A 25,877-nucleotide genomic window follows, 5' to 3' on the forward strand; every position below is an offset into this window, starting at 1 on the left:
TGTCTTTCGGCGTTGGTTGTTCGGGCTGTCTACACGCCCGTAGCCTCAAGCGACTCGTCGGAGTCGCGCTCCATGTACTGAAAGAAGCGCACCGTCAGCACCAGCAGCACGATCGACGCGCCGCCCAGCCACATGATCAGCCCCGAAATCTGCTGATCTTCGATCGCTGGCAGGGCGATCACGCGCGGCGCGGCGGCGTAGAACTCATAGATCACAAAGTCCGCAAACGTAATCAGCGCGCCGAGCACCGTCGGGATCAGCGATTGGGCAAAGAGATAGAAGATCTGCCAGGGCTCGCTCAGGCGCGGCAGCAGCGCCGACTGGCTGAAGATCGGCCACCACGTGAGCAGCGCCGTGCCCATAAACAGGATGTGCTCCAGGCCGTGGATCGGCGGATTGCCGAGCGCCATCTGGTAGAACGAAGGCACGTGCCACAGCGAGAACACAATGTTGAAGATCGCAAACGCGATAAAGGGCGAGGTGATAAACCGCGCGATCGGCAGTACCAACGGCAGACGTAGCGCCCGGTCGACCAGCCAGCCGGGAATACCCTTGAGCAGCAGCGGCGGCATAATCATCGTCACCAGCAAGTGCTGCACCATATGTGCGCTAAACAGATAGTAATCGCCCAGCTCATGCAGCGGCCCTTGCAGCGAGCCAAAGACGATCAGCATCGCCAGCAAGAACATAATCACCTGTCGCTTATCGACGTGCTCTCCCCAGCGCCGCCGCAGCGGCCCGACCGCGTACAGGTAGAGCGCGGTCATCACGATCACGCCCACGGTGATCGGCGGCTCGATCGCCCACCAGCTACCCTCGTGCGGCGCGAACGGATGGGCCACGATCGGCGCTAATATCGAGATTGGAAACATACCACCTGCCTCAAAACCGCAGCCCCGTCGCGTCCACGCACCGACAGCGAGGAACAGCGACGGGGTGCTTAGAGCTAGCTCAGCCTGGCGAGCTACTCGTTAACTTCCTTGATCCCCGGAGCATCGGCAAGATCCGACTGATCCGCCAGATACGAGTTGACGTTGGTCGCGCCAGCCTCGGCAAACATCTCCTGGGCGCGCGCGGCGGTTTCGCGGTCGGGAACCATAACCGATACAAGCGCCTGGCCTTCGCGCAGCGCCACGCCGTAGCGCTCGAACTCCTGAGTCGCCTCAGTCTCGGAGGAGTACAGCCCGATCAAGCCGCCGATGCCCGCGCCCATGCCGCCGAACAGCGCCAGCAAGACGCCTGTGCCGATCACCGGGCCGATGCCGGGGATCGCCAGCGTCGCCAGACCGGCCAGCACGCCAGCGCCGCTGCCAACCGCCGCGCCCGTCGCGGCATGTGCCGCCGTTTCGCCCAGACCCTCGGCGAGCGCGTCGTCGGTCTGGTTTTGATCGACGGCTCGCTCGCGCTCGGCCATGATCAGCGAAATATCCTGCTGCTCAAAGCCCGCCAGTCGCAAATTGCCGACAAGCTGATGCGCAACCGCATCGTTGGGAACGACACCGATCACATTTATGTTTGGCATTGCGGCTCCCTCCTCCTGTGCTCTCACGCTTACACAACCAGGCCACCGACGCTCGCTTTATATGCCCACAGCAGAATGAACGTGATCCCCATCAGCACGGCGATCGCCACGCCGCCGATGAACAGCGACGTAAACCAGCGGCTATCGAAGCGCAGGTGCATATAGAACATAACAACGAGCGCGCCCTTGATGATCGAAAGCAAGATGAGTACCGCGATCTCGCTCCACACCGGAACGCCGTAATCGCTAAGGTAGCTGGCGAAAACCTCGATCATCGTAACGGCAAAGAGCACAAAGAAGATATTAACGTACAGTCGCGCGTGAGACGGCGCATGGTCATGGCCCGCGGCAACCTCCGTCTGGCTTGATGAATGCTTAGCCACCTTTTCGTCCTTTCCTTCTGTATCAGCAGCTTAGATCAGATAGATCAGCGTAAAGATCGCCACCCATACCAGATCGACGAAGTGCCAGTACAAACCGGCCATTTCCACGGTCAAACTATTGCGTGAGCTAATCGCCCCGCGCAACGACATCGCCAGCACGATCGATAGCCAGATGACTCCAATACCAACGTGCGTACCATGAAAACCAGTGAGCGTGAAGAAGGTCGAGCCAAAGATGCTGGTCGTCCAGGTGACTGGCTTGCGCGGGCCTTGCTGAATTTGCGCGCCCGGATATTCCTCGTGAAGATGCTCCAGCTCTGCTTCCAGATGATGCTCGGCAACGCCGATCTGCTCGATCTTACCATCTTGCTTGGTAATCGTGACGGTGTGAAAACCCTCGCTCCACAGCTTGTTGAACTCGTACGTCTGCCCGCCCAGGAACATCAGGCCCAGCAGGATCGTCGCGCCCAGCCAGAGATGCGTGCCGCGCCGGTCGTTGTGCTCGACCGCGTTGAGCGCCAGCACCATCGTCAAGCTGCTCATCAGCAGGATGAACGCCAGGATCGCCGTCAGCGTAATGCCTAAAAAGTCTTCCGGCACCGGACCGCCCAGCGCCAGATTGCGCGGCTTCAAGACCAGATAGGTCGAGATCAGAGCCGTGAAAAAGATCGCCTCCGAGCTGATAAAGGTCCACAGGCCGAGCTTGCGGGTATTCACCCCCAGCGACGTAGGCGGATGATGCCCGCCGTGACCATGCGCGGCTCCAGCAGCATGCTCTTTCTGATCATGGGCGACTGCTTGCGCCATACAAACCTCTCATTTACAGGAGGTACGCGGCCTGCCTGCCACCTGTGAGAATGCAGCCTGCGGCAGCCAGGATTCAGGCGAGGTGGCGGCGACCACGTACCTTCTCGTTAACAGTGATCGGCGCGAGGCTCACAGGGTCTACACCTGCATGTGAGCGAAAGCCCTGGGCCTCGCGCCCTGCTTCGACTAATCGCGCGCCGCCTCGCTGGCAAGACCGGCGATGGCGACAAAGACAATCGAGATGCCCACGATAATAGCGGTCAGGCTTGGCCCAAACGCCACCGACGAGTAGAGCAGGCCGTACGCGGCCATCGTCAGGCCGAACGCCAGCACGATCGGGTAGAACGACGGCGGCGGCAGATGAATGCTGGGCGGCGTGTGCTCTTCATCCGTGCTGCCCGCAGCCTTGGCGTCGCGCGGCTTGGTGAAGTGCTGCGCCTCGCCGTACTTCAGATCCCAGACCGGGCGGCGCGTGCGAATCACCGGCAGCGAGTCGAAGTTGTGCGGCGGCGGCGGCGAGGTCGTCGCCCACTCCAGGGTATGCCCATCCCACGGATCGTTGCCGGCGATCTCGCCGTTGCGACGCGACAGAATGGCATTCAGGATAAAGATCGACACCGATAGCGCGATCATCAGCGCGCCGATCGTCTCCATCAGGTTCCAGAACTCGAAGCCCAGACCCGAGTCGTACGTCCAGGTGCGGCGCGGCATGCCGATCATGCCCAGGTAGTGCATCGGCATAAACGTCAGGTTCATCCCGATGAACATCAGCCAGAACTGCCAGATACCCAGGCGCTCGCTGAGCATGCGCCCGAACATCTTGGGCCACCAGTAGTAGAACCCGGCGAAGATCGCGAAGATCGCGCCGCCGAAGAGCACATAGTGGAAGTGACCGACCACAAAGTACGTGTCGGTCGTCTGGTAGTCGAGCGGCGGAAGCGCCAGCATCACGCCCGTGATGCCGCCGATCACGAAGAGGAAGATAAAGGCCACGCCATAGTAGAGCGGCGTTTTGAAGTTCAGCGATCCGCCCCACAGCGTCGCCAGCCAGTTGAAGATCTTGACGCCGGTCGGGATCGAGATCATCAGGCTGGTCGCAGAGAAGGCCGCGTTGGCCCACGGACCCATGCCCACGGAGAACATATGGTGCGCCCAGACGGTAAAGCCCAGGAAGCCGATCGCCACGCTCGAATAAGCGATAAAGGCATAGCCGAAGATCGGCTTGCGCGAGAAGACCGGGAAGATCTCCGAGATGATGCCGAAGGCCGGCAAGATCAGAATATACACCTCAGGATGGCCGAAGAACCAGAAAAGGTGCTGCCACAGCATCGGGTCGCCGCCTCGTTCCGGCAGAAAGAACGCCGTGCCGAAGTTGCGGTCGAAATACAGCAGGACCGACGCGACCGTGATGCTGGGGAACGAGAAGATCACCAGGAAGGCCACCACAAGCTGCGCCCAGACGAACAGCGGCATGCGGTTGAACTTCATGCCCGGCGCGCGCAGGTTGAAGACCGTCACGATGAAGTTGATCGAGCCCAGGATCGACGAGACGCCCAGGATGTTGATGCCGAGCACCCAGAAGTCCATCGCGTTGGTCTTGGGCATCACGCCGCCATTGGCCGACAGCGGCGCGTAGGCAAACCAGCCAGCATCCGGCGGATGGCCGATCAGATAGGAGCTGTTGAGAAAGATGCCGCCGAAGAGAAACAGCCAGAAGCCCAGCGCGTTCAGGCGGGGATAGGCCATATCGTTCGCGCCGACCATCAGGGGGATGATAAAGTTGCCAAGCCCGGCGTTCAACGGCATGATCGCAAGGAAGACCATGGTCGTGCCATGCATCGTGAACAGCTCGTTATAGACCTGTGGGCTCAAAAAGGTGTTCTCGGCCTGCGCCAGCTGGATCCGGATCAGCAGCGCGTCAATCCCGCCCCAGACAAAGAACGCGATCGCCGTAACAATATACATGATGCCGATACGCTTATGATCGACGGTGGTGATCCACTCCCAGGCGGTATGCCACCAGCGTCGCTCGCCTACCTGGGGAATGGGCACGGCGGTCGTTGCCATATCTACTCCTTTAGTCAATAGAACACAGTGTACCCGGCGCCCACTACTTCAACGATGCCAGATATGCAGCCAGGTCCTCGATCTCATCTTGCTTCAGCGTACCAAGCTTAATTGCAGTTCCCATCACATTATCCGGCTTGACCTCGTTCGGGTCGCGCAGCCAGCGCCGCATATTCTCCGGCGTGTTCTCCAGCCAGCCCGCCACGATATGCTGGCGGCTGCCGACGTGGGTCAGATCCGGACCCACGCGCGATACCGCGCCCGGATAGCCGGTAATCGCGTGGCACCCGACGCAGCCCTTGGTCTGGAACAACTGGTAGCCCCGCGCCTCCTGACTGGTAGGCTGCGCCTGCGCGGTAGCCGTCTCTGCCGCGTTGGCCGTCGCCGCCGCCGTCGCCGCCGTCGTCGCGGCAACTTCGTCGCCCGTCGCGGCCACGCCCGTCACCGTCGCAGCAACAGTCGCGCCAGTAGCAGGCGCGGCGGCAGCCTGCTGGACGCCCGCAGGAGCCTGTGCAGCCGCCTGCTGTTGCTGGACCCAGCTATCGAACTCGGCCTGGGGCTGGACGACCACGTGAAAGGCCATCATCGCGTGCGTGCCGCCGCAGAACTCGGCGCACTGGCCGCGTACCAGCAGGGTTTGCTCTGAGAGCGGCTGCATCAGCAGCTTATTCTCGTGGCCGGGGATCACGTCGGTCTTGCCCGAAACGCGCGGTGCCCAGAACGAGTGGATCACGTCAGCCGACGTGAGCGTTAACAGCACATCGCGGTTGGCCGGCACATGCAATTCATTAGCCGTGACGATATTCTGATCGGGATACTGAAACTCCCACCACCACTGGTGGCCCACAACGGTGACATTGATCGGATTCTGCGGCGCTCGCTCAAGCTCAGCCTGCGTGCGGAAGGTCAGCACGGCGATCACCAGCACCAGGATCGCGGGCGCGATCGTCCAGGCCAGCTCGATCGGCAGATTCCCGTGGAGCTGCACAGGAATCCCGTCGTCTGGACGGCGGCGATAGCGGATCACTGACCAGAGCAACAACCCCTCGACAATCACAAAGACGCCGATAGCCATCCAGAAGATCGGCTGGAACAGGTTGTTGATCTGGGTGCTCTCATAGCCATCAGTCGCGAACGTCGAGAGTTCGCCATCGAGTGAGCCGCAGCCCGCTAACAGCAGCGCCGCAACCACTACCAGACTGAGGGACCGAAAGGAGCGTTTGGAAAAGAACGGCATTCTATCTCCTCACAGCTACGAATAAGGGACTACCGGACACAAAAAGAGTACAACACCGCACGGCGCGGTGTGGTACGCGATTCAACGGCTCGTACTCACGCTGTATGGAGGTGCGGGGAAAACAACCATCCTACGACGCTGAGCTTTATTGCTACATTATACGCAAGACGCCGGTACCGTCAATCCGAACAGCGCGCATAAATACCTACAAGCACCGCCCGATACGAGGTCCGCTAGCGATCCGATCGATGTAGTAGCCATCCGCCTTCACGCCCGATCATCGCTGCCCGATCATGTAAACCGTTTCGTTGGGCGGAGCAGGCGGTGGCGCACCGGCTCTGCGCGCACAGCCGTAGCCGCGATCCGCCCATGCAGCAGCGCAGTTTACCACAGCCCGATCCCAAAACCAGCCGTGATTCGTCGCCGACGACAGTACAACAGGATGGTTCGGGCGTAGAGGATTAAGCGGTGGATGGTCAGGACGCTCTGCCCTAACGGCGTCGAGGACATATGCTATACTGAACGAACTACCGGACACAGGAGCCCTGCATGGAACGATCGCTTGCGCAAACCGTCGAGCTACGCTGCGTCAGTTGCGCACAGCCATTCGCCGCCGAGCTGTGGCTGATCGTCGATGCAGCGGAGCGGCCCGATCTCACGGCGCAGATCGACTCCGGCAGCATGCATGTCGCGCAGTGCCCGCACTGCGGCACGCCGCATCCTGTAGACGCGCCGCTGCTCTTTCACGATGGCGCTGCGCAAGCGCTGATCTTTGCGGCCCAGCAGCATGGCGCGCCGGAGGAAGCCCATTCGATCGCGCGCCAGCTTGGTCAATTCCTGATCAGCCGTATTCCGCTTGCAGAGCGCCAGCCCTACCTCGCCAGCGCGCAGATAGTCGTCGGCGAGGAGGCGCTACGGCGCGCGCGGCTGAGCCAGCCCGCGCCCGAAGATGAGCTTTCGATCGCGCTACGGGCGCTGATGGAGGCGCGCGCTGCTGAAGACATCCGTGCGGTCGCAGCAGCGCATCCCGTGCTCGAAACGACGACAGCCCTGGAGCAGCTCGATGAGTATGTTCGGCGGCTGCGTCAGGATCGCCATCTTGAAACTGCCGAGGCGCTGGCCGAGCGGCTCACGCTGCTCCGGGCGGCACAGCCGCATCCAACCGTGGACCTGATCCAGGCGTTACTCGACGCCGACTCGCCTGAGCAGCGCCAGCGCATCTTGCACGACCGCGCTCAGGATCTTACCGACGACGTGCCGGACGTTCTGGAGGCGCTGGCCGAGCAAGCGCAGCGGCGTCAGCTCGACGCAATCGCACGCGATATGCGCGTCATCCGGGGCGAGGTGCTCACGAGTCTGGGCAGAGAACACAGAACACAGAACACAGAACCGGGAACAGGAAACTCGAAACGTTGAACTCAGAACATGCTCCTTGATTCTCCACTAAGGAGACGCTAATGGATACGAACATTGTACGTACTCGCTTCCGCACCGAAGTTCAAGCCCTCGTCCGGCTCTATCATGCCATGGAAGGCTCGGCGATCGGGCTGGCCTCGGTGTCGCTCGACGGGCTTGATCAAAGCTGGCGCGACCGCGTCCAGCGAATTCGCGCACTGCCCCGTGAAGCGCCCCGACGTAAGCATATGATCGAGGCGCTGGTCAACCTGCTTGAGCAGACGTTATGGAAACAGCGCGCCAACCTCGAAAAGCTGCAAGAGATCGACGCGGCGCTGGCCGCCGAGGCACTGACGATCGCCCGGCGTGGCGAGGCCACCGAGGAGACGCCGAGCCAAAGCGCGTAGGCGGCGCTCCCCGGCGCTGTCCGGCTATCCCCGCAGCGCCGCATTTGTGGCGATCGTCGGTGCAAACGAAGGGTTAGGAAAGCAGCGTATATCAGCATCCCAACAGTGGAGCCTGAGGGGTAGGACTAGCGTATCTTGAGCATCAGCGGCGATCCCGGTATCGTACGAGTGCTACCACGCACTGTAGCTCCGTGGCCCTGGTAGGTCGCACCGAACTTACCACCGTTGTACAACGTCCTTACCTAAGGAGTTCGGAAGGCTATGCTCAAGCCTGTTCTGCCTCTCGCTGATGTTCGCGCCAGCGCGCCGAACGTCACGCTTAGCGATGTCGTCGAGGGCATTCTCGATGTTGTCGCCCGGTTACTTCACACCCGCCTTGCCGTTGTCGCGCGCATTGAAAGCACTACCTATACGGTGATGTCGGTCGTCGATCAGCATCACACGCTTCGCGCCGGCCAGATCTATCCTCTCCACGACACGTTCTGCATGCACATGCTCGAACAGGGGCAGCCGCTCTGCATCAGCGACATTACCCAGGCACCCATGCCGTTTCGGTTTTTGCCGAATCGCCTCGAACTCAACATCCGCTCATACATCGGCGTGCCGCTCTCGATGGCCGATGGCCGCGTCTTTGGCTCGCTGTGGGCGGCAGATCCCAGCGTGCGCCTGTTTAGCGAGCAAGATGTCGCGATGCTGCAACTCTTCGCGCGGCTGCTGCGCCACGAGCTGGATCAAGATGCCCAGACGCGCCATCTGGAGCGCATCGAGCAGGTCCAGTCGATGCACGATAGCATCGATCAAGTTACCGGCCTGCTGGCGCGTGACAGCCTGGAGGCCGCGCTGGCGAAAGAAGATAGCCGCTGGAGCCGCCACGGCAACTTTTACGCGGTCGCCGTGCTCTCGATCATCCAGCCCGAATCGGCACAGGACGCCGCCGATACGCAGCGCAGCGCGACGCTGCGCCAGGGCCTTGCCGACATCTTGATGCGCTCGTCGCGGCTGGTAGACTACTGCGCGCGCATCGACGCCGATGAGTTTGCCGTGCTCTTCGCCGATACCAGCGCCGAAGGCGTCGCCGTGTGGCGTGCCCGGATCGAAGCGGCGATCGAAGCCTGGAATCGGGTTCATCTGGCGCGCCGCCTGGCGCTGAACGTCGGCATCGGCATCGCCGACTGTTACGATACCGCCGAGCAGGACCAGCACAGCGCGACCGTGCTGGAGCTGGCGCAGCAGCGAATGTACCAGGAGTGTATGCAGCGCAGCGGACAGCAGCCAGCGCTCTAGGCCCGGCATACCCGCTGATCGTCTCGAAGCAAGGCGCGCCGTGTCGTACCCGTACGGCATGGCGCGCCTTGGCGTTGCGTCCAACTTTGGTCCAACCTGTACATTAGTATTAAAGGCTTTGACGCCGTCCAGCAGACGTGGTACGCTAGGAACAGAAGCGATTTTCGGGGCAGGGTGCAATTCCCGACCGGCGGTGATGTGCAGGCTACAGCAGTACAAACCTGTAGTGTGCCTCAGCCCGCGACCCGTCTCGTTCTCGGACGAGCGGTGGATCTGGTGCAAAACCAGGGCCGACAGTATAGTCTGGATGGTAGAAGATCGCGTAGCATGCGAGTGCCCGCTTGTAGGGGAGATCTACCTTTCCCCAGGCGCGGCACGGGTAGCGCTATGCCAAGTAGCCCCGGAGGTCATCGACCTTCGGGGCTTTGTTGTTGTGGTATGCGTAAAAGTGTCTTGCTGATTCAGCGTCCAACATTGGGATCGCGCCTGATCCCATCCACGAACACCCGCCCGCTGTCGGAGATCGCAGTAGCCGGTACGCCGCCTGGCGTGCCGCGACGGCGGCGGCAGGTACCTCATCAGGTGGTGACGCTGCTCACCTCAAGCCTGATCTTGCTGGCCCTCTGGCAGGCAATCGCCGTGCTAACGCAGTACCCGGTCTGGCTGCTGCCGGGGCCGCAGGACGTGCTCGCCCGCTTTGTCAGGGCCTGGGCCGACGGCACGCTGGTGCAGCACACGCTGCCAACCTTGCTTGAATCGCTCGGCGGCTTTGGCCTGGCGCTGCTCAGCGGCTCGACGCTGGGCTACATCGTCGCTCACTCGCGCACGATCGAGCGCTGGATCGCGCCATACATCGCCGCAGCTCAGGCAATTCCGGTGATCGCCGTCGCACCGCTGATCATCATCTGGTTCGGCTATAGCTCCGATATTATGCGCAACATCCTGGTCGCATCGATCGTCGTGTTCTTTCCGATCTTCAGCAGCACGCTGACCGGCATCCGCAACATCCCGCGTGAGCTGCGCGAGGTCGGGCAGGTTGAGGGCGCGAGCCTGTGGCAGCGGCTCCACTACATCGAGCTGCCGCTGGCCTTGCCGGTGCTCTTCAGCGGCTTCCGCACCAGCCTGGCATACGCGACCACCGGCGCGGTCGTCGGCGAGTTCATCGGCTCGCGCTACGGCCTCGGCGCGCTGATCAACGTCGCGCGCGGCCTCTTCGACACGCCGCTGATCTTCGTCGCGCTGCTCTGCCTGGGCGCGATCACGCTGATCTTCTATAGTCTGGTGATTGGACTTGAGCGGCTGCTGCTGCCCTGGCACGATCAGATCTAGCGCACTATCAGGCCGCATAGATCATAGGCTGCGGCAGCACCGCAGATGTGGTGCGTGCCGCCGCAGCTTGTCACCGATGAGCGTCATACTGTCACCTAACGATCACCTCACATACCACGAGGAAGGGCATTCCATGCGCCAATTATCTTTGCTCTGCTCGCTTGTCGCGCTCGTGATACTCAGCGCGTGCGGCAACCTAGCGCCCACGGCCAGCACCACCACCGTCAACGTTGCGATGGGCTATATCCCCGATGTACAGTTCGCTCCGTTTTATGTCGCCCAGGCCAAGGGCTACTACGCCGCCGAAGGGCTGACCGTGACGATCAACCACAACGATATTCGCGACGCGCTGGTTCAGGTTGGGCAGGGGCAGCTCCAGTTCGCCAACGCCAGCGGCGACGAGATCCTGCTGGCGCGCGCCCAGTCGATCCCGGTCAAGCTGGTCTTTCAGACCTTCCAGCAGTTTCCGATCGCGGTCTTCTCCAAGCAAAGCCAGGGCATCGCCCAGCCGGGCGATCTGCGGGGCAAGACGGTGGGTATTCCGGGACGCTTTGGCGCGACCTATGTCGGCTTGAAAGCCCTGCTGCACGCCGCCAAAATCCCTGAGGCTGAGGTGCAGATCACCGAGATCGGCTTTACCCAGGCGGCGGCAATCCGCGAGGATAAAGTCGCCGCGGCGGTCGGCTACTTCAACAACGAGCCGCTGCTGCTGCAAAACGAAGGCACGCCGGTCAACGTGATCCGTGTCAGCGACTATATTGCGCTGGTCAGCAATGGCCTGGTAGCCTCCGAGAAGATGATCAGCGAGCAGCCGGAGACGGTTCGCAAGTTTGCCCGCGCGACGGGACGCGGCCTTCAGGACACGCTGGACGATCCCGATGCCGCCTTCAAGCTGGCGCTGACGTTTATTCCTGAGCTGAAAGCCGAGTTGCAGCCTCAAGAGTTACGTAAACTCAAAGAAACGCTGGCACTCTGGCGCTCAGAGGCGGCAGACGCGAACGGCCTGGGCTACTCCGATCCGCAGGCGTGGCAGACAACCTATCGCTTCCTACGCGAGAGCGCAATTCTCGACCGTGATCTGGACGTGGAGCAGGCATTCACCAACGATCTACGGAAGTGAGCGGCCTACGCGCTTGTCGCATCCGCGAAAATCCGTTACAGTACGGCGGCTAAACCGTCCCACATCATAGGAGATGTGCATGATCGAGGATGCGGCGCAGAGGAGCCAGACGCCGCAAGCTCCGGTGCGCGTGCTGGTTGCGCTCGGCATCAACCCGAATAGTCAGCGCTTGCTATTAACGGCAGCGCGGCTGGCCGAAGGGCTACAAGGCCAGCTCTTCGCCATCCACATCGAGCCACCCGGCCACGTGACGACGCTGTACGAGGCGAACCGTACCCGCTATTTGAACAAAGCGCGTGAACTGGGCGCGCATGTCGAGATCGTCAAGGGCGAGGACGTAGCGACGACACTGGTCAACTACGCGGAAACACATAACATGACCCATCTGGTGCTCGGCCAGTCGGATGTGAGCCGCTGGCGCGAGATCACGCGCGGCTCGGTGATCAATCGCATCTTGCGGATGATCCTGAGCCGTCAGCTCGGAGTGGATCTGTATATCGTCACCGTGAGTAGTCGGTTTTAGGGGAACGACAGGCCGGGGGAAGAACAAAGAACCAAGAACCGGGTGCCATGCCGGGGTACCCTTTGGGTCTGGCGCCCGGCGCACAAACGAAGAAGTAGCTCCTTTGTTTCGTTGTTTTGTTGTTCTTTGTTTGCCTCATAAAATGAGGCGTGGCCCCGTCTGAGAGCGCCCGGAACATTTGACAGCAGGGCCAAGAGCTACTATAATTCTGAGCTAGCAACACTATTCTCATATGGAGGGTGGACGCCACTCTCCATTCTTGTTGTCTTAATGATGCTGATAAAGGAGTTTGAGCGTGTACGCAGTAATACGTGACCGCGGCGCGCAGTATCGCGTAGAAGAGGGGCAGACGCTGGACGTGGCGCTGATGGACGCCGAGCCCGGCACGCAGATCACCCTCGACGAGGTACTGATGATCGGCGGCACCGACGACGTCAAGATTGGCGCGCCGCTCGTCGCCAACGCAAGCGTCGTCGCAGAAGTCGTGGGCGAGGCGCGTGGCGAAAAAATCGTTGTCTTTAAGTACAAGCGCAAAAAGCGCTACCGCCGCCGCACGGGCCATCGCCAGGACTACACGCGGCTGGCAATCAAAGAGATCCGCGCGTAAGCATTCAGGTAGCGCAGCGGCGCGCACAGCGCCTGAGGCGCTCCCTGACGCAAAGGAAAGGATTGAGCAATGGCACATAAAAAAGGCGTCGGTAGCTCGCGCAACGGTCGTGATAGCAAGCCGAAGATGCGCGGTGTCAAGCGCTATGGCGGTCAGGCGGTCAAGCCGGGCACGATCATTGTCCGCCAGTGCGGCACCAAGATTCGCCCCGGCAACAACGTCGGGATGGGCCGCGATTATACGCTCTACTCGCTGATCGATGGTGTTGTCACGTTCGAGCACCATTCGCAGACCCAGAAGAAAGTGAGCGTCTATCCTGTAGCTGCGGTGGCCGAGATCACGGACAACGTAGCCTAATCAGCGCTAAGCTATCACCCGAAAGCTCCAAGCAGCGGCGGCTGGCCGCCCGTCTGCGACGAGGAGGAAGTCATGAGACAGGGCATTCACCCTAAATACGAAGAAACCACCGTCACCTGCGCGTGCGGCAACACGTTCACTACGCGCTCGACGCGCCAGAACCTCCGCGTCGACGTGTGCTCGAACTGCCATCCGTTCTACACGGGCGAGCAGCGCATTGTGGATACCGCCGGCCAGGTCGATCGCTTTATGCGCCGCCTGCAAACGGCGCAGAGCAAGCAGGCACAAGATGCTCAGCGCCGCCAGCCCAAAGAAGCGCCCAAGAAGCGCTCCCTGTATCAGGAAGTCTTTGGCGAGGACGATCAGGCCGCAGAGTAAGCCGTCACTGGAATCACAAAAGGGCAACGCATGCTATAATGCGCTGCCCTTTTCATTTGTCTCGTCCATCGACCAGCGCCCCATACTGCCACACGTTCAGGAGTTGCTCATGCTTGAGGGTTCAGCCGGTAGCATCGAAGTTATCTGCGGCTCGATGTTCAGCGGTAAGACAGAAGAGCTGATCCGGCGGATCAAGCGCGCCCAGATTGCCCGCAAGCGGGTACAGGTCTTCAAGCCGCTGATCGACACGCGCTACAGCACCGAAGAAGTCGCCTCACACGACGGCGTGCGCGCACAGGCGATCCCGTGCGCCAGCTCCGCCGAGATCGCCGATCTGATCCAGGTCGATGTGCATGTCGTCGCCATCGATGAGATCCAGTTCTTCGACGATGCGATCGTGGAGCTATGTGAGCGATTGGCGGCTGAAGGCAAGCGTGTGATCGTGGCCGGACTCGACCAGGACTTTCGGGGCGAGCCGTTCGGTCCGATTCCGCACCTGATGGCGAAGGCTGAGGATGTCGCCAAGCTCCACGCGATCTGCGTGATCTGCGGCTCGGCGGCCAGCCGTACGCAGCGATTGATCGACGGGCGGCCAGCCTCGTACCACGACCCGATCATTCTGGTAGGCGCGCAAGAGGCGTACGAGGCGCGCTGCCGCCAGCACCACGAAGTACCGCGCTAGGAGTTTCGAGTTCAAAGTTCCGAGTTTCAAGTTTCAAGTTTTCCGTGTTCCTTTGTTCGCTGTGTTTTGTTCTTTGTTCTCGTCGAGGCCCTCACCCCAGGCCCCTCTCCTACTGCGGTAGGAGAGGGGAATGTTTGATCTGCACCCCTTTGTTTCCTTGTACTTTTGTTCCCCGCCCTTCGGCTAGGCCATTGCCCGCTGCAACACACGATGCATATCGGCAATCATCTGCCGCGAGATGCCGTGGCCGACCTCAGGATAGCTCTGGAGCTGCGCGACAATGCCGCGCTGCCGGAGCCATGCTACTCCCGCCTCGACTTCCGCAAGCGGCACAATCGGGTCCGCCGCGCCATGAAAGGCCCAGATGGGCGGGTGGGGCGCGGCGGTAAGCTCACCGATGAGCCGAGGAAACTCCGGCGACCAGCGCGCGCCCAGCGGCAGCGCCCCGGCGATCAAGTCGGAATGATAGGCCGCCAGCGCATAGCTCAGGTCGCCTCCCTGCGACATGCCCATCGCGAAAGGCTTGCCGCGACAGGGTACCTGCTGCGTCGCCGCGTGTAAAAAGGCGGCAACACGCGCGGCAGTGGCGCGAATGATCGGTGCCTGCTGCTCTAATGGCCGCTGATAAAAATCCAGGGGATACCAGGAGTAGCCGGGCTGGCAAGGGTAGGACCCCGATGGGATCAGAAAGCGGGCGGGGAGAGGAAAGTCGGTGCAGAGCGGCAGCATGTCCTGAGGCTGCGCGCCCATCCAGTGCAGCACCAGCACGCATGGCAAGGCATCAGGCGTCTCACGCGGGCCGGTGCGGTACTCAAGGTAGGTCATATCCTCGATCTGGTGGGTTGTACACGTCATTGTGGTCATTGCCTTTGAATAAGCGCTGCGCATCGTAGCTCTATCTTAGGGCGCATGTCAACAGGCGGCCTGCGACGATTTCTAGTACAATCGCAAGCCGATGATATTTCTTGAGAAGGGCAGGCGGTAGCTATGACAGGATTCATGCATCATACGCTCAGCGGCGAGTGGCAGCTTCGTCAAGCCGAAAGTGAGGAGTGGCTTCCAGGCAGCGCGCCGGGCGGCGTGCATACCGATCTCCTGGCGGCTGGCCGGATCGCCGATCCATTCGTGGGCGACGAAGAGAAGCGCGTGCAGTGGGTGGCCGAGCGCGACTGGGAGTACCGGCGCGTCGTTCACGTCGCAGCCGATCTGCTTGAGCGGCGGCATCTTTTCCTGGTCTGCGATGGGCTGGATACGCTGGCCGACGTGTGGCTCAACGGCCAGCAGCTCGGCAGCGCGGAAAATATGTTCCGCCAGTATCGCTGGGATGTCCGCGACGCGCTGCGGGCTGGAGAGAATGAGCTGCGCATTGTGTTTCGGTCGGCGGCTGGCTATGCTGCCGAGCGCGCGCGCGAGCGCCCGATGCGCGAGGTCAACGATTCGCTGCCGGGCGCGCCCTACCTGCGCAAAGCGCCCAGCCACTTTGGCTGGGACTGGGGACCGAAGCTGCCCGCGATCGGCATCTGGCGCGATCTTCGTCTTGCAGGGTACACGATCGCGCGGCTTGATGATCTGCACCTGCGCCAGCGCCATGCCGATGAGCAGGTGACGCTCGCCGCGACGGTGACAGCCGAGCGCTGGGAGCAGGCACCGCTGCGCGTAACACTGCGGCTGACCGCGCCCGACGGGCAGGTGCAGACGGCGGATGCGGCGCTCGATGCAGACCGCAAGACGATCGAGATGGCCGTCGAGCGACCGCAGCTCTGGTGGCCGAATGGCTACGGCGCGCAGCCGCTGTACGACGTGGAAGTCGAGCTGTCGAGCGACGAGACGATCCTCGATCGGCGGACGTGCAGGATTGGCCTGCGGACCATCGAGCTGCGCCAGCAGCCCGACGATTGGGGCCGATCGTTCACGTTCGTAGTCAACGGGCAGCCGATCTTTGCTAAAGGCACGAACTGGATTCCGGCGGATTCGTTTCCGACCCGTGTCTCGCACGCGCAGCTTGACCACCTGATCGGATCGGCGGTTGCCGCGCATCACAACATGCTGCGGATCTGGGGCGGCGGCTACTACGAAGACGACTACCTCTACGATCTGTGCGACCGGCTGGGCGTGCTGGTCTGGCAAGATTTTATGTTTGCCTGCTCGACCTACCCGCTGGACGATCCCGCGCTGCTGGAGAACGTGCGAATTGAAGTCGTCGAAAACATGCGGCGGCTGCGGTACCATGCCTGCCTGGCGCTGTGGTGCGGCAACAACGAGATCGAAACCGCCTGGGTCGACTGGGGCTGGGACGTGCCGGAGCTGGCCGATCTCAAAGCCGCCTACGACCGCTTTTTTCACCATACGCTGCCCGCATGGGTGGCGGCGGAAGACCCCGATCTTGCCTACTGGCCGAGCTCGCCATCTTCGGGCATGGCGTTTCAAAACCCGAACGGCGGCGCCGTCGGCGATATGCACGAGTGGACGGTCTGGCACGCGATGATGCCGCTGGGTCACTACCGTGCGATCACGGCCCGCTTCGTCAGCGAGTTCGGCTTCCAGTCGCTGCCAAGCCTGCGGACGATCGCGACCTACGCCGAGCCGTCGGAGTGGAACATGACGTCATACATCATGGAGCACCATCAGCGCAACCCGGCGGGCAACGGCAAGATCGTCACCTACCTGACGGCGCATCTGCGCCTGCCCAAAGACTTCGACTCGCTCGTCTATCTGTCGCAGGTGCTTCAGGCGGAGGCGATGCGCATCGGTGTGGAGCATTGGCGGCGTGATCCGGCGTGCAGCGGCGTGCTCTACTGGCAGCTCAACGACTGTTGGCCCGTCGCCTCGTGGTCCAGCATCGACTACATTGGCCGCTGGAAGGCGGCGCACTATGCCAGCCGCCGCTTCTACGCGCCGCTGCTGCTCTCGATCGAGGATCAGCAGGAGCACATGGGCCTCTTCGTCACCAGCGACGCCGCAGAGCCGTGGGCAGGCAAGATCCGCTGGTCGCTTGAGACGCTGGGGGGCGAGCGATTGGACGAAGGCGCTGTAGACGTGCGGGTTGCGCCACATAGCACCAGCCACGTGCAAACGCTGGACTTCGCCGGGCGGATCGGCGACGAGCACCGGCGGCAGACGATCCTGGTCTGCGAGCTATGGCAGGGCGACGAGCGCACGCACATGGCGATCGGCACCTTTGCTCCGACCAAGCATCTGGCCCTGGAAGATCCGCAGATTGAGGTCGAGGTGCGGCAGGACAGCGGGCAGCTCACAGTTCGGCTGCAAGCCCGCGCCCTCGCTCGATTCGTCGAGCTGCTATTGGATGGCGTCGATGTAGTGCTCAGCGACAACTATTTCGACCTGCCCGCCGGTCGACCGGTGAGTGTCACCTGCCCATTACCGGCGGGCTGGACGATCGAGCAGGCGCGGCAACGGCTGCGCGTGCGGTCGGTGTTCGACTCCTACGATCACGGCTCACGACCAGGGATCGGGGAGTAGGGGGTTTCAAGTACCAAGTTTCAAGTTCCAGGTTTGGTTCTTGGTTCTCGGTTCTCCTTTTGTTCTTGGTTCTTGATTCTCAGGACGCAAGATCCAGCCATCTCAGAATCTCCGGCGGCACGGCATCGCGTCCGACGAGATTCACCAGCCGATGCAGATCCTGGTGTCCCTCGTCCCAGAGCACAAGATACTCGCCGGGATTGTAGGTCGTCAGCCCGACATCCAGCGCGCGACCGGCGGCGTAGCCATCCCGCTGCTCGCGCAGCCAGCGTAGCGCCGCGTCGAAGCGCTCGATCAGCGCGGCGTAACGCTGAAGGTTCAGGTCGATCTCGCTGCGATGCGCCGAGAGCAGCCAGAGCTGCTCGAACTCCGCGACCATCGGCGGCAGCGCGTCGCTTAGCCGCTCCATGTCGGCGATCAGCGCATCGAGACGCGCCAGGCCATCGGGCGCTGCCTCCGTTGCCTCTGACAGATCGTGCAGCGCGCGGTGGATCGCCTGGCCGAGCAAGACTTTCTTGGCGGCATAGATCATCTGGTGAGCCGTAAACAGCAGCTCATGGCGCAGCAGCGAGTCGGAAAGCAGAGCGAACGCGGGCATCGCCGCCTCCGCCGCCGCGATCATCTCATGGAGCGCCTCCGGCGGAGCGGAGCGGAGCGTACGGCCCAGTAGCGGCTCGTCGTAGAGCGCATACACGGTATCCGAGCGATTGGGCAAGGCCAGCCCCGGCTGCTCGACGGCGCGGCCTAGCCGCTGCATGGCGGCGACCGCCTGGCCTGAGGCATCGCCCAGGAACAGCGGCCCGAACGCCCGGTCGAAGACCTCGGTCGCTGTGGCCGCGCCGCTCCAGGCCATCTCCGCGCCGAAGAGATAGCTGTACCAGGAGTGCGACAGCGGCTGGTAGTGGCCGAGATCGCCCCAGTCGGTGAGCAGCATGCCGATCGCGCCTGCCGCCACGCCATCGCGCACGTAGTTGCGAATATTGATCAGCGAGTTCTCGATTCGCGGAAAGAGCGTGTTCCACGAGGACGTTCCGGGGCAGACGTAGAACGGGCGGCCCGATCCAGCAAGCGCTTCGAGCGTCGGGTAGGTGGGCTGGCCCTCATACTCCCAGTCGAGCAGGATCACATCGGCGGGAATCTCGGCGATCAGCTCAGGATAATGATGGAACACATCGGCCCAGATCATCATCTGGCGACCATGCCGCGTCGCAAGCTCGTGCAGCTTCAAGATATGATTAAGATACACCCGCCCGTAGCCAATCTCGGCAGAGAGCACCCGCGCCTGACCACGACCATGATCCCACGCCTCGTCGGAGTTGACATTCAAGATCGGCGTTGAAAACGCTGGCAGGAAATCGGCGTACAGCTCGTCAAGAAAATGGTAGCTCTCGTCGCGGGCGGGCGTGATGCTCCAGCGCCAGGGAGTCTCGGCAAGATGCTCATATTCGGGCAAGCTCAAAATATGGCGCATATGGCCGGTCGATTGCAGGTTGGGCACCAGCGCGATATGCCGCGCGCGACACACGGCATCCAGCGCCAGCATATCGTCGGCGCTGAGCGAGCCGCAATCCAGGCCGATCCGTGGATGCGACGGAAAGCGGAAGGTATGCTCAGTATAAAGCTGTAGCTCGTTGATCTTGTAGTGCGCCAGCATGTCGGCCAATCGTTCGAGCGTGGCTAGCTTCGGCACTTTGCCGCGCGAAATATCGAGCATCACGCCGCGACGCGGCAGGCTTGGCCTGTCCGCGCAGATGCAGCACGGCAGGCGGCGGCCATGTATCCGCACGAACTGGATCAGCGTTTGCACGCCGTAGAACAGACCCGCCTCATCCGCCGCTGTGATCACCACACCATCTGCCGCGATCACCAGATGATAGGCTTGCGGGCCGAGCGCCTCCTGCTCCCCGCCGTCGCGCTGCGACTCCGCATCATCGCGTCCCTGGAGGATCAGGCGGATCGCACTGCGCTGGTTGGCGGGCGAGGTCGTCTTAACGATCGGCAGCCTCAGACTCGACATGCTGCTGATCGCGGATTGAAGCGTGCGGGCAGCAAAGATCGTGTCAGCGCCCGCGTGCGGACCCAGCACGAGATGTGTCTGGGCATCGAAGCCAAAGCTGCCGGAAGACCATTCAAAGCTGTGCGGCTGGGGAATAAGTATCGGTGGGCGAGCATCCATTGCGCCTCCATCAGTAGCATCATTGCCGATCGGTCGATACAGCGCGATCAACAATGCTTCTTGACAACGTTACCATTGTAGGATATTCTTGGCAACACCGGAGTGAAAGCGCTTCCAACGGCCAGTCGAGCGAGAGCCGCGCGTGATACTTCGGAGATACAATCCTACCACGCTTTTTCTACGCGTACACGGCCCGGTTCATCGTCAGGGTACATGTCCAGTCACGACGTAGTGAGAATGCTTCCAATGGCAGCGTTGACGATCGAACAAATCGCGAAACTGGCGCAAATTTCCCCGACCACCGTTTCGCGGGTGCTCAACAACCACCCCAACGTACGGCCAGCCGTACGTGAGCGGGTGCTCCAGGTGATTCACGAGCAGGGCTACGTGCCGCGCGCCGCGGCCCAAAGCCTCGCCAAGCGCCGGACCCAGGTGATCGGGCTGTTGATCCCGGTCGGGGGGACGGACAACTTCACCGATCCGTTCTTTGGACCGTTGATTCAAGAGATTACCGTAGCGAGCACACGGGCAGGCTATTTCGTCGTGCTGTCGATGATCACACCCGATATGGAGCGCGGATTTTACGAGCGCGTCCTGCGCAGCCGCCACCTCGACGGCGTGATTATGTTCTCAGGCGACATCGACGATCCGATTCTGCCCCTGCTGATCAAGGACAAGACGCCGCTGGTGCTGATTGGAAGTCATCCGTATTTTCAAAACCTGAGCTGGGTGACGACCGCGCAGCGCGAAGGCGGGCGGCGCGCGGTGGCGCATCTGATCGGCTTGGGCCATCGCCGCGTCGCAACGATCACCGGGCCGCTGCACACCGTTGCCGGAATGGATCGACGCGACGGCTACAAGCAGAGCTTGCTGGAAGCGGGCCTGCCGATCCGCGCCGAGCATATGGTCGAGGGCGACTGGACCTGGCAAGGCGGCTTCGACGCCATGCGGCGGCTGCTGAGCCTGCCGGAGCCGCCGACCGCTGTATTCGTCGCGAGTGATACGATGGCGACGGGCGCGATGCACGCGATAGCCCAGGCCGGACGCGCGATTCCATCCGACATCGCGCTTGTCTCCTTCGACGATCTTCCATCAGCATCCTTTGCCAACCCGCCGCTGTCCACGATTCGGCAGCCGATCGCCGAGATGAGCAGGATCGCCGTGAAGCTGCTGGTCGATCAGATCGAGCGCGGAGAAGTGCGCTACGAGCACATCTGTCTCCCCAACGAGCTGATTGTGCGGGGATCGTGCGGCAGTACACAATCATCGTTTTCGGCTACTTTTGGGAGCGTTCCCAGCGCGGAATAACAGGAGCGACGCAGCGGCCTGCACCAGCCTTCGGCAGAATCGCAGCTTGCGGACGCAGGCTATACTAACGCAAGCACAACAGGCCGCATCGCTCCCGTGAATCATAGCCTGAGTCGAGCACTGATTGGAGCAGCTACGCCCGCAGTGCTGAGGAAAGGAGGTCTAGCGCGCAACGTTGTCGCCACCGTTTCCGTTCGTCGGTCGTTTCCATAAGACCATGGAGGCTCGAAGATGAACCCTATTCGCGTGAAACGCCGTCCTACACTCCACCTGCTCCTACCACTGCTGACGATCCTGGCGCTGATTCTGGCGGCCTGCGGTGGCACGCCCAACGCCGGAGAGACTCAGCAGCCAGCGGCGTCTAGCCCAGCCGCCTCAAGTAGTGCCGCTCCATCCGCAGAACCCGCTGCCAGCGCATCGCCGGCAGGCAGCCCCGCCGCCGCCCCGACAGGCGACTCGAAGGGCATTATGACGGTTTCGACGCAGCAGCAGCCCACGTGGGTACGCAACTTCAACCCCTTCAGCAACGCCTTTCTCTTCCCGACCGTCCACGGCATTTACGAGCCATTGATGATCTACAACGTCGTCAAGGGCGAGCTTACCCCGTGGCTGGCGACGGAGTATGCCTGGAGCGATGATAACAAGAAGCTGACCTTCAAGCTGCGCGATGACGTGCAGTGGTCGGATGGGCAGCCGTTTACGGCCAAAGATGTCGTCTTTACCTTCAACCTGCTCCAGAAAACCAGCGGCCTGATCGGCTCCGGCGCGGTCGCGATGAACGGCGATACCGCCTACGTCGAGAGCGTCAACGCGCCCGACGATCAGACCGTCGAGTTCAACTTCAAGCAGGTCTTTACGCCGGGCCTGTACGACATCGCCAACCAGGACATCGTGCCTGAGCACATCTGGAAAGACGTACCAGATGCTACCAAGTTCACCAACGACAAGCCGGTCGGCACCGGGCCGTTCACCGAAGTCACCGTCTTCCAGAACCAGATCTATCAGGTCGAGAAGAATCCGAACTACTGGCAGGAGGGCAAGCCCTACATCCAGGGATTCCGCATGCCGGCCTATCCGGGGAACGAGCAGGCGAACCTGGCGACGATCAACGGCGAGAACGATTACGCGGCCAACTTCATCCCCGACATCGAGAAGACGTACGTTGCCAAGAACCCGCAGACCAACGGCTACTGGTTCCCGCCGGTCGGCGCGACGGTGATGCTCTACCTCAACACGAGCAAGCCGCCGTTTGATAATGCCGATGTGCGCAAGGCGATCAGCATGGCGCTCAACCGCGAGCAGATCGTCAAGGTTGCGATGTACGACTACACCAAGCCTGCTGATCCGACCGGCCTGAGTGAGGCGTACCCGAACTTCAAGCTCAAGGACGCGGCGACGATCGCCAACTGGACCACCTTGAATGTCGATGAGGCCAACAAGATGCTCGACGCAGCCGGTCTTGCGCGGGGCGCTGGCGGCACGCGCATGAAGCCGGACGGCACGCCGATGCAGTACGAGATCAACGTCGTCTCCGGCTGGTCCGACTGGGTTTCGGCGGTGCAGATTATGGCCCAAAACCTCAAGGCCGTTGGCATCGAGGCGACCGTCAAGACCTACGACTTCACCGCCTGGATCGATCGGGTGCAGAAGGGCGAGTTCGACATGTCGATCGGCTGGAGCACCGGCGGCGCGACGCCGTTCAACTACTATCGCGGGCAGATGTCGGCGAGCACGAAAAAGGCCATCGGCGAGATCGGCGGCGAGAACTGGCACCGCTACGCCAGCCCGAAGGCCGACGAGCTGCTGACCAAGTTCGCCAGCACCGCCGACGAGGCCGAGCAGAAGCAGCTCGCAGAAGAGCTTCAGAAGACCTTTGCGGCAGAAGCTCCGGCGATTCCGCTCTTCCCCGGACCGAGCTGGTACGAGTACAACACCACCCGCTTCGACGGATTCCCGACCAAGGATAATCCGTACGCGGTCGGCTCGTTCTTCCATCAGAGTACGCCTGAGCAGTTGATCGTGATGACCACGGTCAAGCCCAAGTAGGCCGGAGAGTCTGGGGCGGGAACCAGGGGAACCAGGAACCAGGGACAGGAAACACGCAGCTCGGACCTTGGAACTTCCCGATCCCTTACCCCGCCCCATGATCCCCGGACTCAGAGATCGGAACTCGAAACTCGGAATTTGGCAGCGCGAAGGAGTGCGACGATGCGATTCATCCTCCGCCGACTAGGATTTTACCTTCTGGCTGCGTGGGCCTCGCTCACGATCAACTTCTTTCTGCCGCGTCTGATTCCCGGCGATCCGGCCTCGACGATCATCGCAGGCTCGCGCGGCCAGCTTCGTCCGGAGCAGATCCAGCAGTTGCGCGAGGCGCTTGGCCTCAGCGACGCGCCGCTGATCCAGCAATACTTTGTGTATCTCTCGCATGTGCTGCGCGGCGATTTCGGTATCTCGTTCTCATCGTTTCCGTCGCCCGTCACCTCGGTGATTAGCACGGGCCTGATCTGGACGGTGCTGCTGGGCGGCACCGCGCTGATGATCAGCTTTCTGATTGGCAACCTGATCGGGATCATCGGCTCGTGGCGACGTGGAGGGCTGCTGGATAGCACGCTGCCGCCGCTGCTGGTGTTGATCGGCGCCTTCCCGCCGTTCTTCCTCGCGCTGATGGCGCTCTTCTTCCTCGGCCTGCGTATGGGCTGGTTCCCGCTGCGCCACGCCTACAGCGATGCGCTCGCGCCGGGCTGGAATCTCGCGTTTGTCGGCAGCGTGGCGCGACATATGCTGCTCCCGGCATTGACGATCGTGATGGTTTCGATCGGCGGCTGGGTGCTAGGGATGCGCAACACGATGATCGGCGTGCTGGCCGAGGACTACATCACCATGGCCGAGGCCAAGGGCCTGTCGCAGCGTGAGATTATGTTTAGATACGCCGCGCGGAACGCACTGCTGCCGAGCGTCACCGCGTTTGGCATGGCGCTGGGCTTTGTGCTGAGCGGGCAGATCCTGATCGAAACGATCTTTTCGTATCCGGGCCTGGGCTACCTGCTCGTCAAATCCGTGTCCAGCCTGGACTATCCGCTGATGCAGGGCCTCTTCTTGATGATCACGCTGGCCGTCCTCGCGGCCAACTTCATCGTCGATGTGGTCTACACGCGGCTCGATCCGCGCGTCCGCGCAGGTTAGGGGGAGTGCAATGCAAGCTCAAGATCGACATATCGAGGTTCAGCCCACGCCTGCCGGGCAAATCACGCCGGTACCGACCGCCGCGCCGCCAAGCCGTCGGGGCTTTGCATGGCTTGGCCGTCTCCTGCGCAATCCAAAGGCTGCGTTTGGCGGCGGCATCGTGCTCTTCTTTATTCTGATCGCGGTTTTCGCGCCGATCGTCGCGCCCGGCGATCCAACCGAGTTTGTGGATCGGCCCCACCTGCCGCCCTCGACCGAGCACATCTTCGGCACCGAAGGCCAGGGCAAGGATGTCTTCCGGCAGACCGTGTGGGGCGCGCGCGTTTCGCTGACGATCGGCTTCGCCACGGGCCTGGTGACGACGCTCGTCGGCGTAGTGATCGGCATGACCGCCGGATACTTCCGTGGCCGCGTGGACGATGTGCTCTCGCTGCTGATGAATCTGTTCCTGGTGATTCCGGGGCTGCCGCTGCTGGTGGTGATCGCCGCCTACCTGCGGCCCGGCACCACGACGATCATTCTGGCGCTGGCGTTCACCGGCTGGGCCTGGGGCGCGCGCGTGCTGCGGGCACAGACGCTCTCGCTGCGCGAAAAAGATTTCGTCTCGGCCTCGATCGTGAGCGGCGAGAGCAATTTCCGGATCATCTTCCGCGAGATTTTGCCCAACATGGCCTCGATCATCGTCGGGGGCATGATCGGCTCGGTGACATACGCGATCGGCGCTGCGACCGCGCTGAGCTTCATCGGGCTGGGCAACGTCAGCGATGTCACCTGGGGCACCAACCTGTACTGGGCACAAAACAACGCGGGCCTGCTCGTCGGCGCATGGTGGACGTTCATCCCGTCGGGGATGTGCGTGGCGCTGGTCGCGTTCGGCCTGTCCCTGATCAACTACGCGATGGACGAAGTCACCAATCCGCGCCTTCGTGCTGAAAGGGATGTCAGCCATGTCCTCAAAGACCGCAAGCTCCGCAACAGCCGCGCAACCCCGGTCGTCCGGCGCGCCCAGTAAGGATCGGAGCAGCCCGGCGCTGCTGGATGTTCGCGATCTCTCCGTCGAGTATGTCACAGGTGGCGGGCCGGTGCGCGCCGTCGACGGCGTCTCGTTCTCGATCGCGCCCGGCGAGGTCTTTGGACTGGCGGGCGAGTCCGGCTGCGGCAAATCCACGATTGCCCATGCGATCATGCGCGTGCTGCGGCCACCGGCGCTGATCACGGGCGGCCATATCTTCTTCAACGGCGACGATGTGCTTGAGATGGGCCTCGACGAGCTGGAGGAGTTTCGCTGGCGCGATGTGTCGATGGTCTTCCAGAGCGCCATGAACTCGCTCAACCCGGTGATGCGGGTAGGCGATCAGATCGCGGACGTGCTGATCAAGCACAACGCGCTGCACCAGCGCGAGGCCAGAGCGCGGGCCGCCGAGCTGCTCGACATCGTCGGCATCGAGCGGCGGCGGCTGGACTCGTATCCGCACGAGCTGTCGGGCGGCATGCGCCAGCGCGCGGTGATCGCCATCGCCCTGGCGCTCAACCCGGCGCTGATGATCATGGACGAGCCGACCACGGCGCTCGACGTGGTGGTGCAGAAAGACATCATGCAGCAGATCGAGCAGCTCAAGCAGGCGATGG

General features: G+C 62.1%; 24 protein-coding genes and 1 riboswitch. Of the genes, 16 read left to right on the plus strand and 8 right to left on the minus strand.

The window, feature by feature from the left end; genetic code table 11:
- Nucleotides 1–29: 29 nt before the first annotated feature.
- The 6 genes from VFZ66_18580 to coxB form a co-directional block, all read right to left on the minus strand.
- Nucleotides 30–872: a cytochrome c oxidase assembly protein gene (locus VFZ66_18580; protein ID HEX6291197.1), complete on the minus strand. Its 843-nt coding sequence runs from the start codon at nucleotides 870–872 to the stop codon at nucleotides 30–32.
- Nucleotides 873–964: 92 nt separating this feature from the next.
- Nucleotides 965–1,522 carry a hypothetical protein gene (locus VFZ66_18585; GenBank protein HEX6291198.1) on the minus strand — a complete coding sequence of 186 codons (558 nt, stop codon included), beginning with the start codon at nucleotides 1,520–1,522 and terminating at the stop codon, nucleotides 965–967.
- Nucleotides 1,523–1,551: 29 nt separating this feature from the next.
- Entirely contained in the window at nucleotides 1,552–1,905 is a 354-nt protein-coding gene (locus tag VFZ66_18590; GenBank protein HEX6291199.1) for a cytochrome C oxidase subunit IV family protein, read from the minus strand.
- 30 nt (nucleotides 1,906–1,935) lie between these two features.
- Nucleotides 1,936–2,712, minus strand: coding sequence for a heme-copper oxidase subunit III (locus VFZ66_18595; protein ID HEX6291200.1), 777 nt, complete (start codon nucleotides 2,710–2,712; stop codon nucleotides 1,936–1,938).
- 186 nt (nucleotides 2,713–2,898) lie between these two features.
- Nucleotides 2,899–4,779 carry a cytochrome c oxidase subunit I gene (gene ctaD / locus VFZ66_18600; GenBank protein ID HEX6291201.1) on the minus strand — a complete coding sequence of 627 codons (1,881 nt, stop codon included), beginning with the start codon at nucleotides 4,777–4,779 and terminating at the stop codon, nucleotides 2,899–2,901.
- A 43-nt stretch (nucleotides 4,780–4,822) separates the two neighbouring features.
- Complete coding sequence (gene coxB / locus VFZ66_18605) at nucleotides 4,823–6,016, minus strand: cytochrome c oxidase subunit II (protein HEX6291202.1); 1,194 nt, start codon at nucleotides 6,014–6,016, stop codon at nucleotides 4,823–4,825.
- 549 nt (nucleotides 6,017–6,565) lie between these two features.
- Here coxB and VFZ66_18610 point away from each other — a divergent pair.
- The 10 genes from VFZ66_18610 (at nucleotide 6,566) to VFZ66_18655 (ending at nucleotide 14,098) form a co-directional block, all read left to right on the plus strand.
- Nucleotides 6,566–7,432: a CpXC domain-containing protein gene (locus tag VFZ66_18610; protein HEX6291203.1), complete on the plus strand. Its 867-nt coding sequence runs from the start codon at nucleotides 6,566–6,568 to the stop codon at nucleotides 7,430–7,432.
- 41 nt (nucleotides 7,433–7,473) lie between these two features.
- On the plus strand, nucleotides 7,474–7,818 hold the full coding sequence (locus VFZ66_18615) for a hypothetical protein (protein HEX6291204.1): 345 nt from the start codon (nucleotides 7,474–7,476) through the stop codon (nucleotides 7,816–7,818).
- A gap of 261 nt (nucleotides 7,819–8,079) precedes the next feature.
- Nucleotides 8,080–9,102 (plus strand): GAF domain-containing protein, encoded by a 1,023-nt coding sequence (locus VFZ66_18620; GenBank protein HEX6291205.1) that lies wholly within the window; start codon nucleotides 8,080–8,082, stop codon nucleotides 9,100–9,102.
- 156 nt (nucleotides 9,103–9,258) lie between these two features.
- A riboswitch (FMN riboswitch) is annotated at nucleotides 9,259–9,425 on the plus strand.
- Nucleotides 9,426–9,540: 115 nt separating this feature from the next.
- A complete protein-coding gene (locus tag VFZ66_18625; GenBank protein ID HEX6291206.1) occupies nucleotides 9,541–10,431 on the plus strand; it encodes an ABC transporter permease in 891 nt (296 codons plus the stop codon).
- A gap of 133 nt (nucleotides 10,432–10,564) precedes the next feature.
- Nucleotides 10,565–11,551, plus strand: coding sequence for an ABC transporter substrate-binding protein (locus VFZ66_18630; protein HEX6291207.1), 987 nt, complete (start codon nucleotides 10,565–10,567; stop codon nucleotides 11,549–11,551).
- Nucleotides 11,552–11,630: 79 nt separating this feature from the next.
- The gene (locus VFZ66_18635; GenBank protein ID HEX6291208.1) at nucleotides 11,631–12,074 is read left to right on the plus strand and encodes a universal stress protein; all 444 of its coding nucleotides are present in this window, start codon (nucleotides 11,631–11,633) and stop codon (nucleotides 12,072–12,074) included.
- 295 nt (nucleotides 12,075–12,369) lie between these two features.
- Nucleotides 12,370–12,681, plus strand: a complete 312-nt coding sequence (rplU, locus tag VFZ66_18640) for a 50S ribosomal protein L21 (GenBank protein ID HEX6291209.1) — start codon at nucleotides 12,370–12,372, stop codon at nucleotides 12,679–12,681.
- Nucleotides 12,682–12,750: 69 nt separating this feature from the next.
- Nucleotides 12,751–13,038 carry a 50S ribosomal protein L27 gene (gene rpmA / locus VFZ66_18645; protein HEX6291210.1) on the plus strand — a complete coding sequence of 96 codons (288 nt, stop codon included), beginning with the start codon at nucleotides 12,751–12,753 and terminating at the stop codon, nucleotides 13,036–13,038.
- Nucleotides 13,039–13,110: 72 nt separating this feature from the next.
- A complete protein-coding gene (gene rpmE, locus VFZ66_18650) occupies nucleotides 13,111–13,416 on the plus strand; it encodes a 50S ribosomal protein L31 (GenBank protein HEX6291211.1) in 306 nt (101 codons plus the stop codon).
- A gap of 109 nt (nucleotides 13,417–13,525) precedes the next feature.
- Entirely contained in the window at nucleotides 13,526–14,098 is a 573-nt protein-coding gene (locus tag VFZ66_18655; protein HEX6291212.1) for a thymidine kinase, read from the plus strand.
- A 183-nt stretch (nucleotides 14,099–14,281) separates the two neighbouring features.
- Here VFZ66_18655 and VFZ66_18660 read toward each other — a convergent pair whose 3' ends face one another.
- Nucleotides 14,282–14,953, minus strand: a complete 672-nt coding sequence (locus tag VFZ66_18660; GenBank protein HEX6291213.1) for a dienelactone hydrolase family protein — start codon at nucleotides 14,951–14,953, stop codon at nucleotides 14,282–14,284.
- Between the two features lie 132 nt (nucleotides 14,954–15,085).
- Between VFZ66_18660 and VFZ66_18665 the strand changes: the two genes are divergently transcribed.
- The gene (locus tag VFZ66_18665) at nucleotides 15,086–17,578 is read left to right on the plus strand and encodes a glycoside hydrolase family 2 protein (GenBank protein HEX6291214.1); all 2,493 of its coding nucleotides are present in this window, start codon (nucleotides 15,086–15,088) and stop codon (nucleotides 17,576–17,578) included.
- 79 nt (nucleotides 17,579–17,657) lie between these two features.
- Here the strand turns inward: VFZ66_18665 and VFZ66_18670 are convergent, their stop codons facing one another.
- The gene (locus VFZ66_18670) at nucleotides 17,658–19,754 is read right to left on the minus strand and encodes a glycoside hydrolase family 20 zincin-like fold domain-containing protein (GenBank protein ID HEX6291215.1); all 2,097 of its coding nucleotides are present in this window, start codon (nucleotides 19,752–19,754) and stop codon (nucleotides 17,658–17,660) included.
- Between the two features lie 246 nt (nucleotides 19,755–20,000).
- On the opposite strand from VFZ66_18670, the gene VFZ66_18675 reads away from it, so the two are divergent.
- The 5 genes from VFZ66_18675 to VFZ66_18695 all read left to right on the plus strand — a co-directional run.
- On the plus strand, nucleotides 20,001–21,062 hold the full coding sequence (locus VFZ66_18675; GenBank protein ID HEX6291216.1) for a LacI family DNA-binding transcriptional regulator: 1,062 nt from the start codon (nucleotides 20,001–20,003) through the stop codon (nucleotides 21,060–21,062).
- A gap of 231 nt (nucleotides 21,063–21,293) precedes the next feature.
- The gene (locus VFZ66_18680) at nucleotides 21,294–23,108 is read left to right on the plus strand and encodes an ABC transporter substrate-binding protein (protein ID HEX6291217.1); all 1,815 of its coding nucleotides are present in this window, start codon (nucleotides 21,294–21,296) and stop codon (nucleotides 23,106–23,108) included.
- A 162-nt stretch (nucleotides 23,109–23,270) separates the two neighbouring features.
- The gene (locus tag VFZ66_18685; protein ID HEX6291218.1) at nucleotides 23,271–24,248 is read left to right on the plus strand and encodes an ABC transporter permease; all 978 of its coding nucleotides are present in this window, start codon (nucleotides 23,271–23,273) and stop codon (nucleotides 24,246–24,248) included.
- Nucleotides 24,249–24,258: 10 nt separating this feature from the next.
- Nucleotides 24,259–25,260 carry an ABC transporter permease gene (locus VFZ66_18690; protein HEX6291219.1) on the plus strand — a complete coding sequence of 334 codons (1,002 nt, stop codon included), beginning with the start codon at nucleotides 24,259–24,261 and terminating at the stop codon, nucleotides 25,258–25,260.
- A partial coding sequence (locus tag VFZ66_18695; protein HEX6291220.1) for an ABC transporter ATP-binding protein occupies nucleotides 25,196–25,877 on the plus strand: 682 nt, incomplete at its 3' end. The genes VFZ66_18690 and VFZ66_18695, both read left to right, overlap by 65 nt.

Source organism: Herpetosiphonaceae bacterium (assembly GCA_036374795.1).
In the GTDB taxonomy this organism is placed as follows: Bacteria; Chloroflexota; Chloroflexia; order Chloroflexales; family Kallotenuaceae; genus LB3-1.